This is a genomic window from Pseudomonas sp. S3E17 (assembly GCF_024168685.1).
GTDB classification, from domain to species: domain Bacteria; phylum Pseudomonadota; class Gammaproteobacteria; order Pseudomonadales; family Pseudomonadaceae; genus Aquipseudomonas; species Aquipseudomonas marginalis.
In genome coordinates this window covers 743435-769703 of record NZ_JALJWE010000001.1, presented here as the reverse complement: position 1 = coordinate 769703, position 26269 = coordinate 743435, and the positions used below count along the sequence as shown (strand labels likewise).

Below are 26269 nucleotides of genomic sequence, written 5' to 3'. Positions count from 1 at the left end.
GCCCCCTGCGCAACGGTTAAAAGGCTATGCTCGGACCATGACTGTGTTCCCGGATTTGCACAACCTGCCCCGCCAGCTGCGCCACCCCGAGGTGCGCGACCTGGCGTGGGTGATGCTCGCCCCGCCGATGCTCGCGCAGACGCCGTGGCCACAGCGCCACCCGCTGGCGGGCAGCGACTGGGTGCAGGCGCCCGACCGTCTTGAACACTGGCTACGCGCACTCGACCAGGACAGCCGCGCCTTGCAGCACTGGTTGAGCCTGTCACGCACCCGGCGCCTGGGCCTGTACTACGAACGCCTGTGGCAGTTCGCCGTGCAGCATGCGCCGGGGGTGGAGTTGCTCGCCGCCAACCTGCCGATCCGCCGCGCCGGGCACACCCTGGGCGAACTGGACATGCTGCTGCGCGACCGCGATGGCGTGCATCACCTGGAATTGGCGATCAAACTCTACCTGGGCCCGCAGGACGGCAACGGCCAGGACACCGCGCAGTGGCTGGGCCCAGGCTGCCACGATCGGCTGGACCGCAAGCTGGCGCACCTGGCCCAGCATCAACTGCCGATCTCGGCGCGGGCAGAAAGCCGCGAGGTGTTGGCGGCCCTGGATATTCAGCAGTTTGATGCGCACCTGTGGCTCGGCGGGTATTTGCTCTATCCCTGGCCTGGACTGGCCGAACCGCCCCAAGGCGCACACCCGCAGCATCTGCGCGGGCGCTGGTTGCATCAGCGGGACTGGCGGGATTTTGTCAGCGCCAGTGCGTCAGGCCGCTGGCAACCGTTGCCCCGGCATGCGTGGCTGGCGCCGGCGCATTACCCGGCGGATGAGGTGTGGAGCGAAGAACAGATGCAGGCCTGGCTGGCAGACCTTGATCCGATGGCGCCTGCGCAGCTGCTGGTGCGCATGGTGCAGAACGGCGAGGATTGGGAGGAGGCCGAGCGTTTGTTCCTGGTGGCGGATCTTTGGCCGAATGTGCCGGGGGCTGGCTGATGGAGGGTGTGGTGTATGTGAGGGCCTCATCGGGGGCAAGCCCCCTCCCACACTGACCGCATTCCAAATGGGTGTACTCGATCAAATGTGGGAGGGGGCTTGCCCCCGATGGCGGTGGTACCGCCACTACAACTCATCGATATGCCGATAATCCAACTGCAACCCCACCGCCAGCTCCTGGGCCCGCCCCAGCCTGATCGGCCCGCGCTCGATATCCACCAGCAACCCCGCACACGCCAATAACGGCAACCCGCCGATGTCCTTGAGGCGCCCATCCGTGATCACCAGTACACGCTGCTGCTCGGCCGGATAACGCTTGCGGCGCGCCACCAGCCAATGCGCGGCCTCGGTCAGCGCCGCCAGCAACGGCGTGCCACCGCCGGCGCCCAGCTGATCCAGCCAGCCAGCCAGGCCTTTCGCAGCTTTCAACCCCTGTACCTGCCACTTCGGTGCCTGGCCGCTGGCGGTCAACAACGCCATGCGCGCCCTTTGCCGGTAGGCGTCGTCAAACAGCTGGGCGAGCAAGCCCTTCGCATCGGTTAATGCACGATGCCGCCGGGTGGACGCCGACGCATCCACGATCACCAGCCACAACTCATGGGCCGAGCGGCTGCGCAGGTGGTAGCGCAGGTCTCCACGGGAGTGCGGCCGGCCGCCGAGCAAGGTGCCCGGCCAGTTGATCGAACCCTGCTGTGCGCTGCGTGCCTTGCCCTGCCTGCCGTTGTCCAGTCGCCCCGCCTTGGGCCGGGCATCCGCCCCCGCGTCAGGTCGGGGGCGAATGCCTAGGGCTTTTTTGGCCAGGCGGGCACGTCTCGGCGCGTACCCGTGGGCAGGGCCGGTGCGGGCATATCGCCCCATTGGCCTTGGCCGGGCGAGGTGTCCGAGGGTGTCGGCGACGGCCCTTGATTGGGTGGGCTGGCCGGTGGGGATTGCTCTTGGCGACGGTGGCGCAAGGCAAATTCCGCCACCGCTTCGATGTCTTCTTCGGCAATGGTATCCGCGCCCCGCCACGCCGCGTGGGCCCGGGCGCCCCGCAGCCAGACCAGGTCGGCGCGCAAGCCGTCGACACCGGCAGCAAAGCAACGCTCGGTGATCTGCGCCAGGGCCTGATCATCCAGCTCGATACTGTCCAGCCGCGCCCGCGCGTGGGTGCAGCGCTGGCGCAGCGCCGCCTGCTGTTCGGCCCACTGGGTGCAGAAAGCGGCGGGATCGCTGTCGAAATCCAGGCGCCGCCGGATGATCTGCCCGCGCTCGGCCGGCAGCGTCTGCCCGCTCAGCGCCACGTTGAAACCGAAGCGGTCCAGCAGTTGCGGGCGCAACTCGCCCTCCTCCGGGTTCATGGTGCCGATCAGCACAAAGCGCGCCGAGTGGCGATGGGAAATGCCGTCGCGTTCGATCAGGTTGGTGCCGCTGGCGGCGACGTCGAGCAACAGGTCCACCAGGTGATCGGGCAGCAGGTTGACTTCATCCACATACAACACGCCGCCGTCGGCCTTGGCCAGTACCCCAGGGGAAAACTGCGCGCGGCCTTCCCCCAGCGCGGCATCCAGATCCAGGGTACCCACCAGGCGCTCTTCGGTGGCGCCCAACGGCAAGGTGACGAATTGGCCGCTGGCCAGCAGATCCGCCAAACCACGGGCCAAGGTGGATTTGGCCATGCCACGCGGGCCTTCGATCAGCACGCCGCCGATCTTCGGGTCGATGGCGGTCAGGCACAGCGCCAGTTTCAGGTCGTCGGCGCCGACCACGGCGGACAGTGGGAAATGCGGAGTATCAGTCATCAGCTGTCTTCTTCTATATCCAGCAACAGGTTTTCCAACGCCTCGCGATAAGCCCCGGGCTCCTGCCACAGGCCACGCTGCTGGGCTTCGAGCATGCGCTCGGTCATATCACGCAGCGCCGCGGGGTTGTGCTGCTGCACAAAGGCCCGGGTGTCAGGGTCCAGCAGGTAGGCGTCGGCGAGCAATGCATATTGATGATCGTCGATCAGCGCAGTGGTGGCGTCGAAGGCGAACAGATTGTCCACGGTCGCGGCCATTTCAAACGCACCTTTATAGCCATGGCGCTTCACGCCGTCGATCCACTTGGGGTTGGCGGCGCGGGAACGGATCACCCGGTTCAGCTCTTCCTTCAAGGTGCGAATCCTCGGCAGGTCCGGCTGGCTATGATCGCCGTGATAGCTGGCGGCCTTGTCGCCGCTCAGGGTTTCCACGGCGGCGAGCATGCCGCCCTGGAATTGGTAGTAGTCGTTGGAGTCGAGCAGGTCGTGCTCGCGGTTATCCTGGTTCTGCAACACCGCCTGCACCTGGCTCAGGCGCTGGGCAAACTGTGCGCGGGCAGCGGTGCCTTCGTCGGAGCCGCCATAGGCGTAGCCGCCCCAATTCAGGTAGACCTCGGCCAGGTCCTCGCGGCTTTGCCACAGGCGCCCGTCAATGGCGCCCTGCACGCCCGCGCCATAGGCACCGGGCTTGGCCCCGAAGATGCGCCAGCCGGCCTGTTTCGCTGCGGCCTCCGCATCCAGGCCGGAGGCCAGCAACGCCGCGCGCTCATTGCGCACCTTGGCGGCCAGCGGGTTCATGTCGTCCGGCTCATCCAGGGCCGCCACCGCCTGTACCGCCGCGTCGAACAGGCGGATCAGGTTGGCGAAGGCATCGCGGAAAAACCCGGACACGCGCAAGGTGACGTCCACGCGCGGGCGGTCCAGCAGGCTGATGGGCAGGACTTCAAAATCATCCACCCGTTGACTGCCGGTGGCCCACACCGGCCGTACGCCCATCAGCGCCATGGCCTGGGCGATGTCGTCGCCACCGGTGCGCATGGTGGCCGTGCCCCACACCGACAGGCCGAGCTGGCGCAGGTGATCGCCGTGGTCCTGCAGGTGCCGTTCAAGTATCAGGTTGGCGGACTGGAAGCCGATGCGCCACGCGGTGGTGGTGGGCAGGTTGCGCACGTCAACGGTGAAGAAATTGCGCCCGGTCGGCAGCACATCCAGGCGCCCACGGCTTGGCGCACCGCTCGGGCCGGCCGGGACAAAGCGCCCGCCGAGGGCCTCCAGCAAGCCGCGCATTTCCGCCGGGCCGCAGGCGTCCAGGCGTGGCGCCACGACGATGCGCAGGCTTTCGATCACCGCCTTCACCTCTTCCCAGCCAGGCTCTTCCAACTGTTCCAGCGGCCCTTCCAACGCCTGCTCGATCATTCGCGCCGCATACAACTCCAAGCGCTCGCGGGTATCCCCGGCGGTGCGCCACTGCTGCCCATCGATCTTCTGCAACACCGCCGGGCGTCGCCCGGTCCAGGGCTCGGCCAGGGCACAGTCCAGCGGGTCAAAACCCAGCGCGAACGCCTTGGCCAACACGCGCAGCAGGCTCGATTGCGGGCCACGGCCGTCGCCACGCGGGATGCGCAGCAAGGCCAGCAAGGTGTCGATGCGCAAGCGGCCCACGGGGGATTCGCCAAAGATGTGCAGGCCGTCGCGGATCTGCGACTCCTTCAAGTCGCACAGGTAGGTGTCGAGGCGCGGCAGCCAGATAGCAGCATCGGCGTCGCCATCCAGCTCAAGCTCCTGGTCGATGCGAGTTTCGCGCACCAGCTTGAGGATGTCTTTTTGCAGCTCGCGGGCCCGGCGCGGGTCGAGCAGTTGGGCTTCGTAGTATTCGTCCGCCAACAGCTCAAGGTCCCGCAGCGGCCCGTAGGTTTCGGCGCGGGTCAGTGGCGGCATCAGGTGGTCGATGATCACCGCCTGGGTACGCCGCTTGGCCTGGGCGCCCTCGCCCGGGTCGTTGACGATAAACGGGTAGATGTTCGGCAGCGGCCCCAGCAGCGCATCCGGCCAGCAGTTTTCCGAGAGCCCCACGCCCTTGCCCGGCAGCCATTCGAGGTTGCCGTGCTTGCCCACATGGATCACGCCATGGGCGCCGTAGGTGTGGCGCAACCAGAAGTAGAACGCCAGGTAGCCATGGGGCGGCACCAGGTCCGGGTCATGGTACACCGCGCTGGCATCCACCTGGTAACCCCGGGCCGGCTGGATGCCGACGAAGGTCTGGCCCAGGCGCAGGCCGGCGATCATCAGGCGGCCGTCACGGAACATTGGATCGTTGTGCGGCGCGCCCCATCGCTCCAGCACCGCCTGGCGGTTGGATTCAGGCAAGCGATTGAACATCGCCTCGTAGTCGTCCAGGCCCAGGCTTTGATGACAGGGGCGCAGGTCGAGGCTGTCGAGGTCGTTGGTGACGCCGCCGAGCAGCTCATGGATCAGCGCGGTACCGCTTTCGGGTAGTTGCTCCGGCACCGGATAGCCTTCGGCTTGCAGGGCACGCAGGATATTCAGTGCGGCAGCCGGGGTGTCCAGGCCCACGCCATTACCGATACGACCATCGCGGGTCGGGTAGTTGGCAAGGATCAGGGCGATGCGTTTATCCCCATTCGGCACCCGTGCCAGCTCGACCCAACGGCGCGCCAGCTCGGCGACGAAATCCATGCGTTCGGGCGCTGCGCGGTAGCACACCACGTCCGACTGGCTGCGCTCGCTGCGCCAGGCCAGATCCTTGAAGCTGATCGGCCGGCTGATAATCCGCCCGTCCAACTCGGGCAAGGCAATGTGCATCGCCAGGTCGCGCGGGCCCAGGCCTTGCTCGCTGGCCTGCCAGCCCGGCTGGTTATCCTGGGCGCAGATCGCCTGGATCACCGGGATATTGCGGCGAAACGGCCGCAGATGCGGGGCTTCGGGGCTGGATTGGGCAAAACCGGTGGTGTTCAGGATCACCGCCGCGCCGACCTCATCCAGCAGGTCCTCGACCACCGTCAGGCAGCCGGGCTCTTTCAAACTGGCCACCGCCATCGGCAACGGGTTGAGGCCTGCCGCCTGCAAACGCTGGCAGAACACATCGATAAAACCGGTATTGGCCGCCTGCAAGTGGGAGCGGTAGAACAGCACCGCCGCCACGGGCCAATCCGCGTGCCAATCGGTCTGCCAGTCATTGAGGCGAGGGTTGGCTTTGTGCGGGTGATAGATCGCGGTGCGCGGCAAGGTCTGCGGCTCGGCCCACGGGTAATCGCGGTCCAGGTAGCCGCTGGCCAGGCAGCGGAAGAAATCCAGCGCGTTAGCGAGCCCGCCCTGGCGCAGGAAGTGCCACAGGCGGTCGCGTTGTTCGGCACTCACCGTGCTCAGGCCGCTGAGTTCCGGGTCCGGGCGGTCATCCCCCGGCACCAGGATCAGCGTAACGCCGCGCTCGGCCAGCTCCACCAGGCGCTCGATGCCGTAGCGCCAATAACCGATGCCGCCGTGCAGGGAAATCAGGATGACCTTGGCGTGGCGCAGCACTTCGTCCACGTACAGGTCGACCGATGCGTGGTTCTGCACCTGCATCGGGTTGGCGAGGCGCAGGCTGGGGTAATCCTCGGGCAACTGCTGGGCCGCTTCGGCCAGCAGCGCCAGGCTGGAATCGCCGCTGCACAGGATCACCAGTTCGGCGGGGGTTTGGCCAAGGTCGGCAATATTGTCGTCCGCGACGAAACCACCGGGCTGAGTCCTGAGCAGGTGCATGGGTTAAACGCTGAGGGCGGCGCGCAGTTGCGCTTCGAGGCCCGCCGCGTCCAGCTCTTGGCCGATCAGCACCAGCCGCGTGATGCGCGCTTCGTCGGCGCCCCAGGCACGGTCGAAGTGCTTGTCGAAACGCGTACCCACACCCTGGATCAGCAGGCGCATCGGCTTGTTCGGGATGGCGGCGAAACCCTTGACCCGCAGGATGCCGTGCTGAACCACCAATTGGTTCAGGGCGTCGAGCAGCAGCGCTTCGTCGGCTTGGGGCAGGTCGATGGAGATGGAATCGAAGGCGTCGTGATCGTGATCTTCCTCACCTTCGTGGTGATGATCGTGGTGGCTATGGCGAGCGTCGATATGTTCTTCGGACCCCGCGCCCAGGCCGATCAACACGTCCAACGGCAGGCGACCGCTGCTGGCTTCGATGATCTTCACCGCCGGCGGCAGCTCTTCGGCGACTTCCAGGCGCACACGGGCCAGGTCTTCGGCGCTGATCAGGTCGGATTTGTTGAGGATCACCAGGTCGGCGCTGGCCAACTGGTCGGCAAACAGCTCGTGCAGCGGCGATTCATGGTCCAGGTTCGGGTCGAGCTTGCGTTGGGCGTCGACCTGATCCGGGAACGCCGCAAAGGTGCCGGCGGCCACGGCCGGGCTGTCGACCACGGTGATGACCGCATCAACCGTGCAGGCGCTGCGGATTTCCGGCCACTGGAAGGCCTGCACCAAGGGTTTCGGCAGGGCCAGGCCCGAGGTTTCGATAAGGATATGGTCGAGGTCGCCGCGACGGGCGACGAGTTCGCGCATCACCGGGAAGAACTCCTCCTGCACCGTGCAGCACAGGCAGCCGTTGGCCAGCTCGTACACGCGGCCGTTGGCCTCTTCTTCGGTGCAACCGATGGAGCACTGCTTGAGGATCTCACCGTCGATGCCCAGTTCGCCGAATTCGTTGACGATCACCGCAATGCGACGGCCCTGGGCGTTGTCGAGCATATGGCGCAGCAAGGTGGTCTTGCCCGAGCCGAGGAAGCCGGTAACGATGGTGACGGGGAGTTTGGCCAGTGTTTTCATCGGATGCCCTTTGGGGCGGGCATACGGGACGATGGGCCCTGCGGCGCGCAGAAGCGGATTTCGTCACCGGATCACCCCGCCCGGTTGAATTGGAAAATCGGTGGCGAGGCAGGTCTCCTGGCTTGGGGCTTGCGGGTCTTGCGACCGGCGCCGACTGCGCCTTCCCGCCGCAGTGGCAGTGGCGTGGCAGTCAGATAAACCCTTCACAGTTGCGGGGGCAGCCGCGGCTTTGACCGCGTTCCCTTCTTAGCTTCGACCTGGGCCGAAGAACCTCGAGGGTGCAAGGCTACAGGGGCTCGCCGCATTTGACTACCGTCCCCGGCCCATGCTCTCCTACACATCTTGTTTCGGGTGCCCTTCACAGGGTGAAACGGGAAACCGGTGAGTCATAGCCTTATGACGAGTCCGGTGCTGCCCCCGCAACGGTAAGCGAGTGAAGCGTCAGATCCACTGTGCCTGTACGGCATGGGAAGGCGACGTTTTATAGACCCAGTGTCCCTCGCAAGCCCGGAGACCGGCCCGAATAACATCGAATAACAAACCCGCGGTGGGCGGGCGCTGTTAAAATCCTGCGTGCCTGGCTCGCGAGGTTTGCATGCGCTCGTGTCACCCTGACACCTGAAAGGGACGCGCCATGTCGATCGTCAGCAGCACCTCGCACACCGCCAGCAGCTCCGCCACCCTCAGCCAACGCCTGACCGCCGCCATCGGTGCGTCGATCCTCGGCGCGTGCCTGGTGTACTTCGCCGGTTTCTCCCATATCGAGGCGGTGCACAATGCTGCCCACGACACCCGCCACAGCGCCGCGTTCCCGTGCCACTGAGGCCTGCCGACATGATCAAGCGTATTGCGCAAACCGCAGGGTTCACCGGCCTGCTGGCCGCCCTGCTGCTGACCCTGCTGCAAAGCTTCTGGGTCGCCCCGCTGATTCTGCAGGCGGAAACCTTTGAAAAAGCCCCTGCCACAACGGAAGTCGTGCATGAGCACGCCGCTGGCGCCGCTGCACACACCCACGACGCCGAAGCCTGGGAGCCGGAAGACGGCTGGCAGCGCGTGCTGTCGACCACCGGCGGCAACCTGGTGGTCGCCGTCGGCTTCGCCTTGATGCTCGCCGGCCTCTATACCCTGCGCGCCCCTACCCGCACGGCCCAAGGCTTGCTGTGGGGCCTGGCCGGCTACGCGACCTTTGTGCTGGCGCCCACCCTGGGCCTGCCACCGGAGCTGCCGGGCACTGCCGCCGCTGACCTGGCGCAACGGCAGATCTGGTGGATAGGCACCGCTGCCTCGACGGCTGTGGGTATTGCCCTGATCGTGTTTGGTCGCAACTGGCTGCTGAAAGTCCTGGGCGTGGCGATCCTGGTGGTGCCGCATGTGATCGGTGCACCGCAGCCGGAAACCCATTCGATGCTGGCGCCGGAAGCCCTCGAAGCGCAGTTCAAAATCGCTTCGCAGTTGACCAACGTGGCGTTCTGGCTGGCCCTTGGCCTGATCAGTGCCTGGTTGTTCCGCCGTAACCGTGACGATCAATACTCGGCATGACCCTGGTGGTCGGCCTGGGTTGCCAGCGGGGTTGTGATGTCGACACCCTGCTGGGCCTGTTGGACAGCGCCCTGGCCGAGGGCGGGATCGAGCGCCAGCGTGTCACGGCACTGGCCAGCATCGACCGTAAACAGGACGAGCCAGGGTTACTCGCCCTGGCCCGACTGCTCGACCTGCCCTTGCAATGCTTCAACGCCGGGCAACTGGCCGTTTACGAAGACCGGCTGAGCCACAAATCGGCGGTCGCGTTTGCCCATACCGGCTGTTACGGCGTCGCCGAAAGTGCCGCCCTGGCCCTGGCCGAACAGCTCTGCGGCGGCCCTGCCCGCTTGTTGATCACCCGCCAGAAAACCGCCCAGGCCACCTTTGCATTGGCCTGCGCCGGCTAAAATCCCGATAATCGTCAGTCCCGATCATGAGCAATCTTCATGCTCGCCCGTTTTTCCACAGGAATTCTCCATGACCGTCTACTTCATCGGCGCCGGCCCCGGCGATCCGGAATTGATCACCGTCAAAGGCCAACGCCTGATCCGCAGTTGCCCGGTGATCATCTATGCCGGCTCGCTGGTGCCGGCGGCGGTACTGGAAGGTCATCAGGCGCAGCAGGTGGTCAACAGCGCCGAACTGCACCTGGAACAGATCATCGAACTGTTCAAGGCTGCCCACGCCAACGGCCAGGATGTGGCCCGCGTGCACTCCGGCGACCCGAGCCTGTATGGCGCGATTGGCGAGCAGATCCGTTACCTGCGCGAGTTGGGCATCCCCTTCCAGATCATTCCCGGCGTCACCGCAGTGGCCGCCTGCGCAGCGTTGCTGGAGACCGAACTGACCTTGCCGGACATCGCCCAAAGCGTGATCCTGACCCGCTACGCCGATAAAACCCGCATGCCGGCCGGCGAAGACTTCGACAGCCTGGCCCGCCATGGCACGACCATGGCGATTCATCTGGGGGTCAACCATTTGGAGAAGATCGTCGCCGAACTGCTGCCGCACTATGGCGCAGACTGCCCGATTGCCGTGGTACACCGGGCGACATGGCCGGATCAGGATTGGGCCGTGGGCACCCTCAGCGATATTGCCGACAAAGTCGCCGCCAAGGGCTTTCGGCGTACGGCGTTGATTGTGGTGGGGCGAGTACTGGCGAGTGACAGTTTCAGTGAGTCGTCGTTGTATCGGGCGGGGCATGCGCACCTTTATCGGCCTTGATTATTTACTTCAAAAAATCAAAGCAATCCATTGATTTGAATAGCTAAATACAAAACAAAATGTGGGAGGGGGCTTGCTCCCGATGGCGGTGTGTCAGCTTCCTCATGAGTCGACTGAGGCACCGCTATCGGGAGCAAGCCCCCTCCCACATTTGACCTTCCTTGTCAGGGAGATAGAGTCAACATTCGAATTTGATTTTTTAATTCACAAACCATCAACAACACACTGATTTAACTGAATAAATGCAAAAAATGTGGAAGGGGGGGGCTTGTCCCCTCCCACACTTAATCCTACTTGTTAGATAGATGGTATAACTGTTTGAATTTTAATAATAAAAAACGACGCTCACGGGCGCCGTTTTTTTGTTCGCAGTGAACACCTTACTCAGTAGTAGGCGTTTTCTTTCTGCGTGTGGTCCGTCACATCACGGACGCCCTTGAGCTCCGGAATACGCTCGAGCAAGGTCCGCTCGATGCCCTCGCGCAGGGTCACGTCTGCCTGGCCGCAGCCCTGGCAGCCGCCACCGAACTTCAATACGGCAATGCCGTCATCGACGACGTCGATCAGGCTGACCTGACCGCCGTGGCTCGCGAGCCCCGGGTTGATCTCGGTTTGCAGGTAGTAGTTGATACGCTCGTTGACCGGGCTGTCGGCATTGACATTAGGCACCTTGGCGTTGGGCGCCTTGATGGTCAATTGGCCGCCCATGCGGTCGGTGGCGTAGTCGACCACGGCATCGTCCAGGAAGGCTTCGCTGAAGTTGTCGATATACGCGGTGAAGCTTTTCAGCCCCAGGGCGGTGTCTTCAGGTTTCTCTTCACCGGGCTTGCAGTAGGCGATGCACGTCTCGGCGTACTGGGTGCCAGGCTGGGTGATAAAGACGCGGATGCCGATTCCCGGGGTGTTCTGCTTGGACAGCAGGTCAGCCAGGTAATCGTGGGCGGCGTCGGTAATGGTTATGGCAGTCATGGAAACTCCTCACAGGCTTGACGGCAGTTTACGCCAAAATATTACGCAGGTACAAAGTCCGAGTAATTTTGTCGGAAAAGACACTGGCCTCTGTCAGAGGTTTTCATAACGGTTCATATCCAGCACCCCTTCTTCCACCGGCGTCGTCTCGCGGATGTACTGGGACAAATCGTGGAAATACTGCCAGAACAACGGGTGGCTGCGGCGCACGCCCCAGCGGTCGACAATTTTCTCAAAGCGATTGGCGTCCTTGGCCCGCTCCATTTCGGCGACGAATTCGGGCACTTCCTGGGCAGGGATGTTGAACATGAAGTTCGGGTAACTGCTGAGCACTCCAGGGTAAAGGGTCAGTGTGTCCAGGCCCGGCTGATAGCGATAAGCCTCACCCAGCAGAAATGCCACGTTACTGTGAGCGCGATTGCGCAGCAGGCTGTAGACCACGCGCTTGCCGCTGGCGGTTTCGACGCGCAGCATCGTCGCTTCGGGTAACTGGTCAATCACCTTGAGCCCCGCCGCCGGGCGTGAAGTCAGGCGGCTGAGCGCCTGTTCGGCGTCCTGCAGCGCCGGGTCGATACCGTCGCGCGAACAAAACGCGCCCCCGCAACGGTTGATCGGATCCGGGCTGGCATTCAGGTCGCCGTAGCGGGCAAGCAACTGGTTGGCGAAGTCGCGCTTGGGGTCCTTTTTATCCAGGTGCAAACCGGTAGGCGTGTCGTCGTCGATGGCTTCGTAATCCAGCCACAGCTTGATCTTGCCGCTGTTCTGGTACCAATCATCCATAAACGCATCGCGGCTATTGGCCGGCATCAGACGCAGGAAGTTCTGCTCGGCACCGTTGCGGATCAGGTCGAAGTACAGCCGGGTCTGGGCCTGGTGCGATACGTTGCCGAACACATCGAAATTGACCACCAGTTGGTAGTAGGTGCGTTCGAGCAACGGATAGTCGAACAACCACAGTGTCTGCGGGACTTCACCGATCAGGCCCTTATTCACCGAGGCGCTGTCGAAGTGACGGAAGATGCTTAACAGGGCATTGTCGTTGCCGGCCCACAGGGTCGACCAACTGGGTGCCGGCAACTCGGCATAGCTGTCTCGCCGCAGGGCTTCGTACTGGTTGCGCTTATCGCGGTATTCGAGCCACAGGCTGAGCACACTGCCCACGTCATCATTCTGCCCTGGCATCGCCAGCAACGGCGTGGCCTGGCCGCGATAGCGAGCATCGGTGATGTACAGGTCGTGGTCGGGCGCCTGGAACAACGCCCAGAAATTGTCGCGGATCACGTCCGTGGCAATTTGCCCGCGACACACCGGCCCGCGAATAAACGTGCGCACAAAGTATTCGGCGTTATCCAGCATGAACTGGTAACGCGCCTGGGCCGGAATCGCCTCGAACGTCTCGAAAGGGTTGGCCCGCCGGCCGGGACCGTAGCCGGGCAAGGCACTGACCTGCCAGTCGCCGCTGTAGAACAGGGATTTGACCCGCGCCATTTTTTCCGCGCTGAGGGGGTAGGTGATGTGGGTCTTGTGGACGATCACCCCTTCCACGGGCCACAGGCGGTAGTACACGCGGGTGCCGGGATCGTCATTGGGGCGGCGGCTATTGATCAGGTCAATCGGCTGGCCGCTGGGGGTACGCGAGCGCACCCACTGGAAGAAATGCCCAGGCTCACCGTCTTCGAAATACAGATGCGCAATGAACAGGTGCTCGAACAACCAGCGGGCCACCAGGCTTTCCCGCGCGCCGGGGGCGTTGAGCAGGTTTTCCCATTGCAGCACTTGCGCGGCTTCCCGAGCACTGGGGGCCACGCCTTGCTGGTCAATCGGTGCACCGGAGGCCAGCCAGCGTTGCAGGGTCTGGTACTGCTGGTCACTCAGGCCGGTGACCGCCAACGGCATGCCTTCCTTGGGATGGGCACCGGCATAGGCGTTGAACTCGCCCGGGGTGGCGCACATGTTTTCGCGGTTCAGGCCCAATACGATCTCTTCAGGCAACCTGGCATTGGGCTTCAGGGCTGCGGTATGCCCCAGCTCCAGCATGCGCGCCATCAACGCGGCCTGGCTGCCCTGGGCGTCGAGTACCGAATAAAAGCCCTTCTGCTGCCAGGCCTGCTTGCCGAAGGCGTCATAGAACAAGCGCGTGGTGGGTGTGGCCTGGCTGCGCTCGCCGTCGTAGACCGGCACTTTGGTCGCACCGCGCGCCGCACCCTCGGCGCTGCCCAGGTTGAGCTGGCACGCGGAGTCATAGCACGCATGGCAGGCCACGCACTTCTCGGTGAAGATCGGCTGGATGTCGCGGGTATACGAGATCGCCGGAGCGGGACCTTCTGCCAGAGCGCTGCTGGCTATCAATGCCAGGACGGCGCTGACGATAAGACGAAGTGACATGTATCCGGTCCCGATTCAATGCGTGCGGTTTAAAGTGGCGGTGATTCTACCGGGCCATGCCCCCGCTCAACATGAGCGATATTCATGCAAAACCCGGACATGCCGCAAATCCGCACAGGTTTGTTATGATCCACGCCCTCCGTAATGCCTGACCAGAGTAGTCCCATGTCCGATCGTAGCGCTCGTCTGCAAGCCCTTCACCACGCCCTCAAGGAACGCATCCTGATCCTCGACGGCGGCATGGGCACGATGATCCAGAGCTATAAACTGGAAGAACACGACTACCGCGGCAAACGCTTCGCCGACTGGCCGAGCGACGTCAAGGGCAACAACGACCTGCTGGTGCTCACCCGCCCGGACGTGATCGGCGGGATCGAGAAGGCCTACCTGGATGCCGGTGCCGACATCCTCGAAACCAACACCTTCAACGCCACCCGCATCTCAATGGCCGACTACGGCATGGAAGAACTGGCCTATGAACTGAACGTCGAAGGCGCACGCCTGGCACGCAGGATCGCCGATGCCAAGACCGCCGAGAACCCGGCCAAGCCGCGTTTCGTCGCCGGCGTCCTCGGCCCGACCAGCCGCACCTGCTCGCTGTCGCCCGATGTGAACAACCCCGGCTACCGCAACGTCACCTTCGATGAACTGGTGGAGAACTACACCGAGGCCACCCAAGGCCTGATCGAGGGCGGTGCCGACCTGATCCTGATCGAGACCATCTTCGACACCCTCAACGCCAAGGCCGCGATCTTCGCCGTGCAGGGTGTGTTCGAAACGCTTGGTATCGAATTGCCGATCATGATCTCCGGCACCATCACCGACGCCTCCGGCCGCACGCTGTCGGGCCAGACCACCGAAGCCTTCTGGAACTCGGTGGCTCACGCCAAGCCGATTTCCGTGGGCCTGAACTGCGCCCTCGGCGCCAGCGAGCTGCGCCCGTACCTGGAAGAGCTGTCCAACAAAGCCAATACCCATGTGTCCGCGCACCCCAACGCCGGGCTGCCCAATGAATTCGGCGAGTACGACGAACTGCCGTCGGAAACCGCCAAGGTCATCGAAGAATTCGCCCAGAGCGGCTTCCTCAATATCGTCGGCGGTTGCTGCGGCACCACCCCGGGCCATATCGAAGCCATCGCCAAGGCCGTGGCCGGCTACGCGCCGCGTACTATCCCGGACATCCCCAAGGCCTGTCGCCTGTCGGGCCTGGAGCCGTTCACCATTGATCGCAGCTCGTTGTTCGTCAACGTCGGCGAGCGCACCAATATCACCGGTTCTGCGCGTTTCGCCCGCCTGATCCGCGAGGACAACTACACCGAAGCCCTGGAAGTCGCCCTGCAACAGGTGGAAGCCGGCGCCCAGGTGATCGACATCAACATGGACGAGGGCATGCTCGATTCGAAGAAGGCCATGGTGACCTTCCTCAATCTGATTGCCGGCGAGCCGGACATCTCCCGCGTACCGATCATGATCGACTCCTCCAAGTGGGAAGTGATCGAAGCCGGCCTCAAGTGCATCCAGGGCAAGGGCATCGTCAACTCCATCAGCATGAAGGAAGGCGTCGAGCAGTTCATTCACCACGCCAAGCTGTGCAAACGCTACGGCGCCGCCGTGGTGGTGATGGCCTTCGACGAGGCCGGCCAGGCCGACACCGAAGCGCGCAAGAAGGAAATCTGCAAGCGCTCCTACGACATCCTGGTGGATGAAGTCGGCTTCCCACCCGAAGACATCATCTTCGACCCGAACATCTTCGCGGTCGCCACCGGCATCGAAGAGCACAACAACTACGCTGTCGATTTCATCAACGCCTGCGCCTATATCCGCGACGAGCTGCCGTATGCGCTGACCTCCGGTGGCGTGTCCAACGTGTCGTTCTCGTTCCGCGGCAACAACCCGGTGCGGGAGGCGATCCACTCGGTGTTCCTGCTGTATGCGATCCGCAACGGCCTGACCATGGGCATCGTCAACGCCGGCCAGCTGGAGATCTACGACCAGATCCCGGCCGAGCTGCGCGATGCCGTGGAAGACGTGGTGCTCAACCGCACCCCGGAAGGCACCGACGCCCTCCTCGCCATCGCCGACAAGTACAAGGGCGACGGCAGCGTAAAAGAAGCCGAAACCGAAGAGTGGCGCGGCTGGCCGGTCAACAAGCGCCTGGAACACGCGCTGGTCAAGGGCATCACCACCCATATCGTCGAAGACACCGAAGAATCGCGGCTGTCGTTCGCCCGCCCTATCGAGGTGATCGAAGGCCCACTGATGTCCGGCATGAACATCGTTGGCGACCTGTTCGGCGCCGGCAAAATGTTCCTGCCCCAGGTGGTGAAATCCGCCCGCGTGATGAAGCAGGCCGTGGCCCACTTGATCCCGTTCATCGAGCTGGAAAAAGGCGACAAGCCGGAAGCCAAGGGCAAGATCCTGATGGCCACGGTGAAGGGCGACGTGCATGACATCGGCAAGAACATCGTCGGCGTGGTGCTTGGTTGCAACGGCTATGACATCGTCGACCTCGGCGTGATGGTGCCGGCCGAGAAGATCCTGCAAGTGGCCAAGGAGCAGAAGTGCGACATTATCGGGCTGTCCGGCCTGATCACGCCGTCCCTGGACGAGATGGTGCATGTGGCCCGCGAGATGCAGCGCCAGGATTTCCACCTGCCGCTGATGATCGGCGGTGCGACCACCTCCAAGGCGCACACGGCGGTGAAGATCGAGCCCAAGTACAGCAACGATGCAGTGATCTACGTCACCGACGCCTCCCGTGCGGTGGGCGTGGCCACGCAGCTGCTGTCCAAGGAATTGAAGGCCGGCTTCGTCGAGAAGACCCGCCTGGAATACATCGACGTGCGTGAACGCACCTCCAACCGCAGCGCGCGCACCGAACGCCTGAGCTACCCGGCGGCCATCGCCAAGAAGCCGCAGTTCGACTGGAGCACCTACACGCCGGTCAAGCCAACCTTCACCGGCTCAAGGGTGTTGGACAATATCGACCTCAACGTCCTGGCCGAGTACATCGACTGGACCCCGTTCTTTATCTCCTGGGACCTGGCCGGCAAGTTCCCGCGCATCCTGACCGATGAAGTGGTGGGTGAAGCCGCCACCGCGCTGTACGCCGACGCCCAGGAAATGCTCAGGAAACTGATCGACGAAAAACTCATCAGCGCCCGTGCGGTGTTCGGTTTCTGGCCGACCAACCAGGTGCAGGACGATGACCTGGAAGTCTACGGCGAAGACGGCCAGCCGATTGCCAGGCTGCACCACCTGCGCCAGCAGATCATCAAGACCGACGGCAAGCCGAACTTCTCCCTGGCCGACTTCGTCGCGCCCAAGGACAGCGGCGTGACCGACTACATCGGTGGCTTCATCACCACCGCCGGCATCGGTGCCGAAGACGTGGCCAAGGCTTACCAGGACGCGGGCGACGACTACAACTCGATCATGGTCAAGGCCCTGGCCGACCGCCTGGCTGAGGCCTGTGCCGAGTGGCTGCACCAGCAGGTGCGCAAGGAACACTGGGGCTACGCCAAGGACGAGCAACTGGACAACGAGGCGCTGATCAAGGAGCAGTACAGCGGCATCCGCCCTGCCCCCGGTTACCCGGCGTGCCCGGACCACACCGAGAAAGCCCAGTTGTTCCAACTGCTCGACCCCGAGGCCCGCGAAATGCACGCTGGGCGCAGCGGCGTGTTCCTCACCGAGCACTACGCGATGTTCCCGGCGGCGGCGGTCAGCGGCTGGTACTTCGCCCACCCGCAGGCGCAGTACTTTGCCGTGGGCAAGGTCGACAAGGACCAGGTGACCAGCTACACCGCGCGCAAGGGCCAGGACCTGGCCGTGACCGAGCGCTGGCTGGCGCCAAACCTGGGCTACGACAACTAAGCCGGCCTGGATTGTCTATGCTGTCCCTCACACACCTTGTGTCGAGGGATGTATGGACGATCCAGTCAACAACAAGCCGCCGACCTTCTGGCAGATGCTCCACAGCGTCATGGCCGCTGCGTTTGGCGTGCAGAGCGGCAAGAATCGCGCCCGCGACTTCACCCACGGCAAGCCCAGCCATTTCGTGATCCTGGGCATTCTGTTCACAGCAGTATTCGCCTTGACGCTGTTCGGCATCGTCAAGCTGGTGCTGCACCTGGCCGGCGTCTAGCGCAGCAGCAGATGCAGGCTGAACGGGTAACGATAGGACACGGGCTTGTCCTGGGCGGACAACGCGCGAAAATTCACCGACGGTGTCGGCCCCAGCAAGCGCCGCGCCTGGCCGGCATCGATCAATTGGAACAACGCCAACTGCCGGTCGCGTCCACCATAGGCGCCAATGTCCAGGCCCTTGGCATCGTCATGGACCAACACCATGGCCCAGCCGCCTACGGTGAAATGCCCGGCGACCAGGGACGACAAGCGTCCATCCAGGCGTGCCTGCAGGATCTCCGGCGAGCTGTTGAGCGCGCTGAACAGCACGTCCCTGCCCGGTAACCGCCCACTGCCCTCCAGCGCCTGCATGGCGCCCAGCGCCATCTGATCGTTGGCCGACCACACCAGCGCCGTCTGCGGGTAGCGCTTGAACAGTTGCGTCGCTTGTTCGAAGGCGCGTTCGCGGTTCCATTCGCCGTAGACCAACTGACGCAGGCGCACCTCGGGATGCTCGGCCAGCGCGCGACGCATGCCGCGCTCACGCAATTGCGCCCCCGGGGTGGACTTGGTGCCGGAAAACGCCAACAGGTCGAGGGGCTCTCCCGGCGCAACCGGACCGTGCTGGCGCAACAGGTCACGGAGCATCAGGTAACCAGCCTGTTCATCGTCAGCCACCAGGCTGCCGATCAAACGGATGCCACGGCGGGTTCCCAGCAATTGCACCTGATCGGAGGTCAGCGCGCTGTTCACCAGCAGCAGCTTGACGCCACTGCCCTCGGCCATGCGCAGGATCTGCGGTGCAACGTACTGCTCATTCACCAGCACCAGGTAATCAGGCCGCTGGCTGCCTTGCAGCACCTCACGCGCCTGGGCCAGCGTGTTGCCGGCATCACGCTCGCCATAACGCACGCGCAAGTCCAGGCCGAGGTCCTTGGCGGCGGCCTGCATGAATTGCGCATAGCTGACCCAGAAGGTTTCCGTCGACATGCCCGGGTTGAGAAACACCACCGACGTTGCATGAGCCATCGCCCCACACGTCGATCCCAGCAACCAGACACACGTAATCAACACCTTCAACATGGATGCTTGAGCCTCGAAAATAGGCCGCCATGATAGTGGCAATGCCTTAACCAATCGAGGCTCAATCAACGTCCTTTATTGGTGGCTGACCCAGAAAACGGCCGTTCCCACCACCAGAATGATCAGGAACAGAATGGCCCAGGCATCAACGGTACTGTCAGGTTTACGGGCTTTGGTCGGATTGCTCATTGCATCGCCTCTTGTCGGTTTTATAGGTGATTGCACTCAAACACGCTCACAGTAAAGTTCACGATTGCCCGCATGACAAATGTGGGTATCACGATAACCCTTCTCATTAGTCATTTTGGTTATGTGCATATACTCAAACATCACTTTTGCGCATAAACGCAAACTGGTATCGTGCGCCGGCTCCGTTGGGAGTGCGCGGCCGTGCGCGCAGATTTGCCGAGAACAGGACCTATATGTACGTATACGACGAATACGATCAGCGCATCATCGAGGACCGCGTCAAGCAGTTCCGTGATCAGACCCGACGCTACCTAGCAGGTGAACTGAGCGAAGAAGAGTTCCGCCCTCTGCGCCTGCAAAATGGCCTTTATGTTCAGCGCTTTGCGCCGATGCTGCGGGTGGCCGTGCCGTATGGCCAACTGACTTCGCGCCAGACCCGCATGATGGCCAAGATTGCCCGCGACTTCGACAAAGGCTATGCCCACATCAGTACCCGCCAGAACGTGCAGTTCAACTGGCCGGCCCTGGAAGATGTGCCGGACATCCTGGCTGAACTGGCCACCGTGCAGATGCACGCCATTCAGACCAGCGGTAACTGCCTGCGCAACGTGACCACCGACCAATTCGCCGGGGTTGCCGCCGACGAGCTGATCGACCCACGCCCGTGGTGTGAAATCGTCCGCCAGTGGACCACCTTCCATCCCGAATTCGCCTACCTGCCGCGCAAGTTCAAGATCGCCATCAATGGCTCGACCTCGGACCGTGCCGCCATCGAAGTACACGATATCGGCCTGGAGCCGGTGTACAACGCGGCCGGCGAGCTGGGTTTCCGTGTCCTGGTGGGTGGCGGCCTGGGCCGTACCCCGGTGGTCGGTGCGTTCATCAACGAGTTCCTGCCGTGGCAGGACCTGTTGAGCTACCTCGACGCCATCCTGCGGGTCTACAACCGCTACGGCCGTCGTGACAACAAATACAAGGCGCGGATCAAGATCCTCGTCAAGGCGCTGACCCCTGAGGTGTTCGCCCAGAAAGTCGACGCCGAGATGGAGCACCTGCGCGGCGGCCAGACCACCCTGACCGACGCCGAAGTGCACCGTGTGGCCAAGCACTTCGTCGATCCTGAGTACAAGGCCCTGAGCAATCAGGATGCCGAGCTCGCAGCGCTCGACCAGCAGCACCCGGGCTTTGCGCGCTGGCGCACCCGCAACACCCTGGCGCACAAAAAGCCGGGCTATGTGGCCGTGACCCTCTCGCTGAAACCGACCGGTGTTGCACCGGGCGATATCACCGACAAGCAGCTGGACGCCGTCGCCGACCTGGCCGAGCGCTACAGCTTCGGCCAACTGCGCACCTCCCACGAGCAGAACATCATCCTCGCGGACGTTGAGCAGAGCCAACTGTTCACCCTGTGGGGCGAACTGCGCGAAGGCGGTTTCGCCACGCCGAACATCGGCCTGTTGACCGACATCATCTGCTGCCCGGGCGGCGACTTCTGCTCCCTGGCGAACGCCAAGTCGATCCCGATCGCCGAATCGATCCAGCGCCGTTTCGACGACCTGGACTACCTGTTCGACATCGGCGAGCTGGACCTGAACATCTCCGGTTGCATGAACGCCTGTGGTCACCACCATGTCGGCCACATCGGCATCCTGGGCGTGGACAAGAAAGGCGAAGAATTCTACCAAGTGTCCCTGGGTGGCAGCGCCAGCCGCGATGCGAGCCTGGGCAAGATCCTCGGCCCGTCCTTCGCCCAGGAAGCCATGCCCGAGGTGATCGGCAAGCTGATCGACGTGTACATCGAACAGCGCACCGAAGATGAGCGTTTCATCGACACCTACCAGCGCATCGGCATTGACCTGTTCAAGGAGCGCGTCTATGCAGCGAATCATTAAGAACAACGAAGTCCTCGACGAAACCTGGCACCTGCTGCCCAAGGACGCGAGCTTCGACGGCATCTCCAACTGCGACGACCTGATCGTGCCGCTGGCGCTGTGGCGCGAACATGGCCACGCCCTCAAGGCGCGCGACGGCGGCCTGGGTGTATGGCTAGACGCCGATGAAGAAGCCGAAGAGATCGGCGCTGACGTGGAGCACTTCCAGGTCATCGCCCTGAACTTCCCGGCCTTCACCGACGGTCGCAACTATTCCAACGCACGCCTGCTGCGTGACCGCTACGGTTACAAAGGCGAGCTGCGGGCCATTGGCGACGTGCTGCGCGACCAGTTGTTCTACCTGCGCCGTTGCGGGTTCGATGCCTTCGCCTTGCGCGCCGACAAAGATCCGTACGAAGCACTGGAAAGCCTCAAGGACTTCTCGGTGACGTACCAGGCTGCAACGGATGAACCGCTGCCGCTGTTCCGTCGTCGCTGAGTCTGCACAAATGAAAAAGCCCTGGCATGCCAGGGCTTTTTTATGAGTTGAGCTTGATCGACGCCAGCACCTGCTTCTGCCCCATCGAACACGGCACACCTTCCGGTTGCGCGCGTACCGCGTCGATCACCCCGACTAACTGCGCCTTGCTGTGCGCCAGTTGCGCCTGCATCGCTTCAATCTGCTCGACCTTGCGCTCGAGCGCCTCGATCAGCTCGGCGCGCTTGTGCTCGCCGGGGGCCGGCATCAGCGCCTTGAGTTCCTGCAAGGTGAAACCGGCCTGCTGCGCGCTCTGAATCAAGCGCAGCGTCTGCAAGGCCTCCGGTGCATAACGGCGATAGCCATTGGCCTGGCGCCCCACCTGGCTGATCAACCCTTCTGCTTCATAGAAGCGGATACGCGACGCCGCCAGCCCGCTCTGTTTTGCCAGCTCTCCAATATTCATCAAAACGCCTGCTTGACATTAAAGTTAACTTTAAGCTTAGCCTGAGGCCTCCCCTGCTCAGGAGTCAACCCATGTCACCCTTTGAACCCTTGCAACTGCCCAATGGCCAAGTCCTCGGCAACCGTATCGCCAAGGCGGCGATGGAAGAAAACATGGCGGATGCGCAACAGGCGCCCTCCCGCGAATTGAAGCAGTTGTACAAGACCTGGGCGGACGGCGAGCCCGGCCTGCTGCTGACCGGCAATGTGATGATCGACCGCCGCGCCATGACCGGCCCCGGCGGCGTTGCCCTCGAAGACGAACAGCACCTGGACAGCTTTCGCGAGTGGGCCGCCGTGGCCCGCGACAAGGGCGTGCACTTTTGGGTACAGCTCAGCCATCCGGGGCGCCAGACCATGGCCAACCTCGGCCAGCAGGCCCTGGCGCCCTCCGCGATTGCATTGGACCTCGGCAGCTTTTCGAAGATGTTCGCCAAGCCCAGGGCCATGACCGAAGACGACATTCAAGACGTGATCAAACGCTTCGCCACCAGCGCACGCCTGGCCGAGAAAGCCGGGTTCACCGGGGTGCAGATCCACGGCGCGCACGGCTACCTGCTCAGCCAGTTTCTCTCCCCACTCAGCAACCAACGCACTGACCGCTGGGGCGGCCCCCTGGAAAACCGCGCACGCCTGCTGCTGGAAGTGATCCACGCCGTGCGTGCCAGCGTCAGTCCTTCATTCTGTGTGGCGGTAAAACTCAATTCGGCCGACTTCCAGCGCGGCGGCTTCGACGCCAACGACGCGCGCGCCGTGGTCGAGATGCTCAACCCGCTGCCCATCGACCTGCTGGAATTATCCGGCGGCAGCTACGAAGCCCCGGCCATGCAAGGCGAAGCACGGGACGGCCGTACCCTGGCCCGCGAAGCGTATTTCCTGGAGTTTGCCAAGGAACTGGCGACCATCGCCAAGATGCCGCTGATGGTCACCGGCGGCATTCGTCGCCTGCCCATCGTGCAACAAGTGCTGGACAGCGGCATCGCCATGGCCGGCATCGCTACCGCCCTGACCCTGGAACCGCAACTGATCAAGCACTGGCACGAGGGTCGCGACCTCAACCCGCAACTCAAGCCGATCAGTTGGAAACGCAAACCCTTGGCCGCCCTCGCCACCCTGGCCGTGGTGCGGGACCAGATGCGCCGCCTGAGTCGCGGTCGCCTGCCTAAACCCAATGTCGTGCCATGGCTGGCGCTGGCGTGTGACCAATGGTTTATCGCCCGGCGCACCCGGCAATACCGCGCAACCATGACGCAATCTTCACATTAAAAGCGGAGCATTCGCCGTGATCGAACTGTCCCCTATTGATCAGCAGCTTTTAACCTCACTGACGATTGGAGTTCTTCATGGCGAAAATCAACCTGGCCCAGCAATTGGCGACCACCCTTGAACAGGCGGGCATCAAGCGTATCTGGGGCCTGACCGGCGACAGCCTCAACGGCCTCACCGACGCCCTGCGTACCATGGACAGCATCGAGTGGATGCACGTGCGCCACGAAGAAGTCGCCGCCTTCGCCGCTGGTGCCGAAGCGGCGGCCACGGGTGAACTGACGGTATGCGCCGGCAGCTGCGGGCCGGGCAACCTGCACTTGATCAATGGCCTGTTCGATTGCCATCGCAACCATGTGCCGGTGCTGGCGATCGCAGCACAAATCCCCTCCTCCGAGATCGGCCTGAACTACTTCCAGGAGACCCATCCCCAGGAACTGTTCAAGGAGTGCAGCCACTTTATCGAGCTGGTCACTAACCCCGAACAGATGCCGCACGTGCTGCACCGTGCCATGCGTTCGGCGATCCTCAACCGCGGCGTGGCGGTGGTGGTGATTCCGGGGGACGTATCGTTGCTGGAAGTGGAAGACAAGCTCAAGCCCTGGCCGGCCCTGCACGCACCGCGTACCCTGCCGGCGGAACAGGACCTGCAGCGCCTGACCGAGATCCTTGAAAGCAGCGAAAGAGTCACCCTGCTGTGCGGCAGTGGCTGCGCCGGTGCCCACGATCAAGTGGTGGCCCTGGCCGACACGCTGGGTGCGCCGGTGGTGCACGCCCTGCGCGGCAAGGAGCATGTGGAATGGGACAACCCATTCGACGTGGGCATGACCGGCCTGATCGGCTTCAGCTCCGGCTACCACGCCATGCTCGACTGCGACACGCTGATCATGCTCGGCACGGACTTTCCGTACCGCCAGTTCTACCCTACCGATGCCAAGATCATCCAGGTTGACCGCAACCCGCAGGCGCTCGGCCGTCGCGCCACGCTGGACCTGGGCATCGCTGCCGATGTGAGCGAGACCATCGGCGCCTTGCTGCCACGCCTGACCCGCAAGACCGACCGCAGCTTCCTCGAGACCTCACTGAAGCACTACGAAAAAGCCCGCCAAGGCCTGGACGACCTGGCGCAACCGTCAAAGGCCAACCGGCCGATCCACCCGCAATACGTGGCGCGCCTGCTCAGCGAACTGGCGGACGACGATGCAATCTTCACCGCCGACGTGGGCTCGCCGACGGTGTGGGCGGCGCGCTACCTGAAGATGAATGGCAAGCGCCGCCTGATCGGCTCGTTCAACCACGGCTCCATGGCCAATGCCATGCCCCAGGCGATCGGTGCGCAGGCGGCCTTTCCTGGGCGCCAGGTGATCTCGATGTCCGGCGACGGCGGGTTTGCCATGCTGATGGGGGATTTCATTTCACTGGCGCAGTTGAACCTGCCCGTCAAAGTCATCGTGTTCGATAACTCGTCCCTGGGCTTTGTCGCCATGGAAATGAAGGCCGCGGGCTACCTGGATGCCGGCACCGAGCTGAAAAACCCGGACTTCGCCGCCATGTCCAACGCCATGGGCATCCTCGGCATTCGCGTGGAGCAATCCGAAGACCTGGAACCGGCCCTGCGCCGCGCCCTGGCCCATGATGGCCCAGTGCTGGTGGATGTGGTGACGGCCACCCAGGAACTGGTGATGCCGCCGAGCATCAAGCTGGAACAGGCCAAGGGCTTCAGCCTGTATATGCTCAAGGCGGTGATGAGTGGGCGTGGGGATGAAGTGATCGAATTGGCGCGGACTAACTGGTTGCGCTGATCCAATACTGTGGGAGGGGCTTGCCCTAATACCAGTCAGTTAAGCGAACATCGCCTCCTGTAGGAGCGAGCTTGCTCGCGAAAAACGTCAACGATAACGCGTGCTTCCTGAATGAACGCGGCGCCTGTGAGTTTTTCGCGAGCAAGCTCGCTCCTACAAAAGCCTTAACTGAACGGCGAGAGCCGATTCAAGCTGTCTGCTTTTCTACCCATTTGCCGTAGGCATCAATAAATGCCTGCAGGAACGGCCTGGTCTTTTCCGACACCTTGCCGGCGTCGTCGAACACGCTGCCCGCTCCGCCCAGGTAGGCTTCCGGCTGCTGCATGCATGGCACATCGAGGAACACCAGGGACTGACGCAAATGGTGGTTGGCGCCAAAACCGCCAACGGCGCCCGGCGATACGCTGATGATCGCCCCCGGCTTGCCGCTCCAGGCGCTTTGGCCATACGGACGGGAGCCGACGTCAATCGCATTCTTCAACGGCGCGGGGACGGAGCGGTTGTACTCCGGCGTCACAAACAACACCGCGTCGGATGAACGTACCTGCTGACGGAAAGTACTGTAGGCTGCGGGCGGTGATGCCCCGTCGATGTCCTCGTTGTAGAGCGGCAAATCGCCAATTTCCACAATGTTCAACTTCAGGTTGGCGGGGGCCAGTTCGGCCAGTGCCAGGGCGACCTTGCGGTTGATCGAGTCTTTTCTCAGGCTGCCAACCAGGACGGCAATCGTGTAGACCTTGCTCATTGGGTTTCTCGACGTCTGACTAAGGGAGCTTGTAGTTATAAAGGCTTCGCAGTGCGTTCACCAGAAGGTTTTGATAATCCTCCAGACGTTTGGCCCGCGATTTGATGCGTAGGAACCGTCTGAAAATGTCAGCGAATAGTATTTTTTTTCAATAGGTAAACTCCCCCTCTTTATGACGGTCTACAGCACCGCGAATTGAGTGTTTATCTCCAGAGGTTCTAAACAGATGGCAGCAGTACTAGTCGGACAGTTTCATGCCAGAGACGCAGAAGGACGCGTGTATTCGGTGCATGAGTTCCAGGAATCCAACCCGGCGCAAGGCGACCTGGCTGGCTCGGCACCCACCACCACCTACAAGCTGGCCATTGGCGACCGGGTAGAAAAACTCGAAGGCGATGAGTTCAAGCTGATTCAGTCGGGGACCATTATCGTCCGCGAATCGCAGACCGTCCTCGCCTCATAAGCTTGATCGCCCAGGCGTACCTGCTCAGTCCCGGCCGTTGACGGCATCG

21 protein-coding genes and 2 riboswitches are annotated in these 26269 nt (G+C 63.0%); of the genes, 12 read left to right on the top strand and 9 right to left on the bottom strand.

Annotation, left to right across the window (positions count from 1 at the left end; all coding sequences use genetic code 11):
* Positions 1 to 37: 37 nt before the first annotated feature.
* A complete protein-coding gene (locus J3D60_RS03055; RefSeq protein ID WP_253489582.1) occupies positions 38 to 985 on the top strand; it encodes a DUF1853 family protein in 948 nt (315 codons plus the stop codon).
* A gap of 126 nt (positions 986 to 1111) precedes the next feature.
* Here the strand turns inward: J3D60_RS03055 and J3D60_RS03050 are convergent, their stop codons facing one another.
* The 4 genes from J3D60_RS03050 to cobW are packed head-to-tail and all read right to left on the bottom strand — an operon-like array spanning position 1112 to position 7592.
* Positions 1112 to 1714 (bottom strand): VWA domain-containing protein, encoded by a 603-nt coding sequence (locus J3D60_RS03050; RefSeq protein ID WP_065941749.1) that lies wholly within the window; start codon positions 1712 to 1714, stop codon positions 1112 to 1114.
* A gap of 53 nt (positions 1715 to 1767) precedes the next feature.
* Positions 1768 to 2766 carry an ATP-binding protein gene (locus J3D60_RS03045; RefSeq protein WP_253489579.1) on the bottom strand — a complete coding sequence of 333 codons (999 nt, stop codon included), beginning with the start codon at positions 2764 to 2766 and terminating at the stop codon, positions 1768 to 1770.
* Positions 2766 to 6527 carry a cobaltochelatase subunit CobN gene (gene cobN, locus J3D60_RS03040; RefSeq protein ID WP_065941220.1) on the bottom strand — a complete coding sequence of 1254 codons (3762 nt, stop codon included), beginning with the start codon at positions 6525 to 6527 and terminating at the stop codon, positions 2766 to 2768. The genes J3D60_RS03045 and cobN overlap by 1 nt, the downstream gene beginning before the upstream one ends.
* Before the next feature lie 3 nt (positions 6528 to 6530).
* Complete coding sequence (gene cobW, locus J3D60_RS03035; RefSeq protein ID WP_065941219.1) at positions 6531 to 7592, bottom strand: cobalamin biosynthesis protein CobW; 1062 nt, start codon at positions 7590 to 7592, stop codon at positions 6531 to 6533.
* Between the two features lie 89 nt (positions 7593 to 7681).
* Positions 7682 to 7882: riboswitch (cobalamin riboswitch) on the bottom strand.
* 42 nt (positions 7883 to 7924) lie between these two features.
* A riboswitch (cobalamin riboswitch) is annotated at positions 7925 to 8130 on the top strand.
* A 96-nt stretch (positions 8131 to 8226) separates the two neighbouring features.
* Between cobW and J3D60_RS03030 the strand changes: the two genes are divergently transcribed.
* The 4 genes from J3D60_RS03030 (at position 8227) to cobM (ending at position 10337) form a co-directional block, all read left to right on the top strand.
* Positions 8227 to 8415, top strand: a complete 189-nt coding sequence (locus tag J3D60_RS03030) for a CbtB-domain containing protein (RefSeq protein ID WP_065941218.1) — start codon at positions 8227 to 8229, stop codon at positions 8413 to 8415.
* A gap of 11 nt (positions 8416 to 8426) precedes the next feature.
* Entirely contained in the window at positions 8427 to 9131 is a 705-nt protein-coding gene (locus J3D60_RS03025; RefSeq protein WP_065941217.1) for a CbtA family protein, read from the top strand.
* Positions 9128 to 9520 (top strand): cobalamin biosynthesis protein, encoded by a 393-nt coding sequence (locus J3D60_RS03020; protein WP_141157524.1) that lies wholly within the window; start codon positions 9128 to 9130, stop codon positions 9518 to 9520. The genes J3D60_RS03025 and J3D60_RS03020 overlap by 4 nt, the downstream gene beginning before the upstream one ends.
* Positions 9521 to 9590: 70 nt before the next feature.
* Positions 9591 to 10337 (top strand): precorrin-4 C(11)-methyltransferase, encoded by a 747-nt coding sequence (cobM, locus tag J3D60_RS03015; RefSeq protein ID WP_065941215.1) that lies wholly within the window; start codon positions 9591 to 9593, stop codon positions 10335 to 10337.
* A 384-nt stretch (positions 10338 to 10721) separates the two neighbouring features.
* Here the strand turns inward: cobM and nfuA are convergent, their stop codons facing one another.
* Both nfuA and J3D60_RS03005 read right to left on the bottom strand, forming a co-directional pair.
* On the bottom strand, positions 10722 to 11306 hold the full coding sequence (gene nfuA, locus J3D60_RS03010; protein ID WP_027606479.1) for a Fe-S biogenesis protein NfuA: 585 nt from the start codon (positions 11304 to 11306) through the stop codon (positions 10722 to 10724).
* Between the two features lie 93 nt (positions 11307 to 11399).
* Positions 11400 to 13691, bottom strand: a complete 2292-nt coding sequence (locus J3D60_RS03005) for a fatty acid cis/trans isomerase (RefSeq protein ID WP_253489575.1) — start codon at positions 13689 to 13691, stop codon at positions 11400 to 11402.
* 165 nt (positions 13692 to 13856) lie between these two features.
* Between J3D60_RS03005 and metH the strand changes: the two genes are divergently transcribed.
* Positions 13857 to 17567: a methionine synthase gene (metH, locus tag J3D60_RS03000; protein WP_253489572.1), complete on the top strand. Its 3711-nt coding sequence runs from the start codon at positions 13857 to 13859 to the stop codon at positions 17565 to 17567.
* A 52-nt stretch (positions 17568 to 17619) separates the two neighbouring features.
* Positions 17620 to 17838 (top strand): DUF2970 domain-containing protein, encoded by a 219-nt coding sequence (locus J3D60_RS02995; RefSeq protein ID WP_027606482.1) that lies wholly within the window; start codon positions 17620 to 17622, stop codon positions 17836 to 17838.
* On the opposite strand, the gene J3D60_RS02990 is transcribed toward J3D60_RS02995, so the two are convergent.
* Positions 17835 to 18902, bottom strand: a complete 1068-nt coding sequence (locus J3D60_RS02990; RefSeq protein WP_253489561.1) for an ABC transporter substrate-binding protein — start codon at positions 18900 to 18902, stop codon at positions 17835 to 17837. The genes J3D60_RS02995 and J3D60_RS02990 overlap by 4 nt on opposite strands.
* A 422-nt stretch (positions 18903 to 19324) precedes the next feature.
* Here J3D60_RS02990 and J3D60_RS02985 point away from each other — a divergent pair, with 422 nt between their 5' ends.
* Positions 19325 to 20983, top strand: coding sequence for a nitrite/sulfite reductase (locus tag J3D60_RS02985; RefSeq protein ID WP_065941211.1), 1659 nt, complete (start codon positions 19325 to 19327; stop codon positions 20981 to 20983).
* Positions 20967 to 21461 carry a DUF934 domain-containing protein gene (locus J3D60_RS02980; RefSeq protein ID WP_003235539.1) on the top strand — a complete coding sequence of 165 codons (495 nt, stop codon included), beginning with the start codon at positions 20967 to 20969 and terminating at the stop codon, positions 21459 to 21461. Before J3D60_RS02985 ends, J3D60_RS02980 begins: the two co-directional genes overlap by 17 nt.
* Before the next feature lie 40 nt (positions 21462 to 21501).
* On the opposite strand, the gene J3D60_RS02975 is transcribed toward J3D60_RS02980, so the two are convergent.
* The gene (locus tag J3D60_RS02975; RefSeq protein ID WP_027606485.1) at positions 21502 to 21906 is read right to left on the bottom strand and encodes a MerR family transcriptional regulator; all 405 of its coding nucleotides are present in this window, start codon (positions 21904 to 21906) and stop codon (positions 21502 to 21504) included.
* A gap of 71 nt (positions 21907 to 21977) precedes the next feature.
* Here J3D60_RS02975 and J3D60_RS02970 point away from each other — a divergent pair, with 71 nt between their 5' ends.
* The gene (locus tag J3D60_RS02970; protein ID WP_253489559.1) at positions 21978 to 23210 is read left to right on the top strand and encodes an NADH:flavin oxidoreductase/NADH oxidase family protein; all 1233 of its coding nucleotides are present in this window, start codon (positions 21978 to 21980) and stop codon (positions 23208 to 23210) included.
* Positions 23211 to 23287: 77 nt separating this feature from the next.
* Positions 23288 to 25012 (top strand): ubiquinone-dependent pyruvate dehydrogenase, encoded by a 1725-nt coding sequence (gene poxB / locus J3D60_RS02965; RefSeq protein ID WP_253489557.1) that lies wholly within the window; start codon positions 23288 to 23290, stop codon positions 25010 to 25012.
* A 187-nt stretch (positions 25013 to 25199) separates the two neighbouring features.
* Here poxB and J3D60_RS02960 read toward each other — a convergent pair whose 3' ends face one another.
* Positions 25200 to 25757, bottom strand: a complete 558-nt coding sequence (locus tag J3D60_RS02960; protein WP_092488663.1) for an NADPH-dependent FMN reductase — start codon at positions 25755 to 25757, stop codon at positions 25200 to 25202.
* Positions 25758 to 25983: 226 nt separating this feature from the next.
* On the opposite strand from J3D60_RS02960, the gene J3D60_RS02955 reads away from it, so the two are divergent.
* A complete protein-coding gene (locus J3D60_RS02955; RefSeq protein WP_065927911.1) occupies positions 25984 to 26220 on the top strand; it encodes a hypothetical protein in 237 nt (78 codons plus the stop codon).
* The last annotated feature ends 49 nt before the right edge of the window (positions 26221 to 26269 follow it).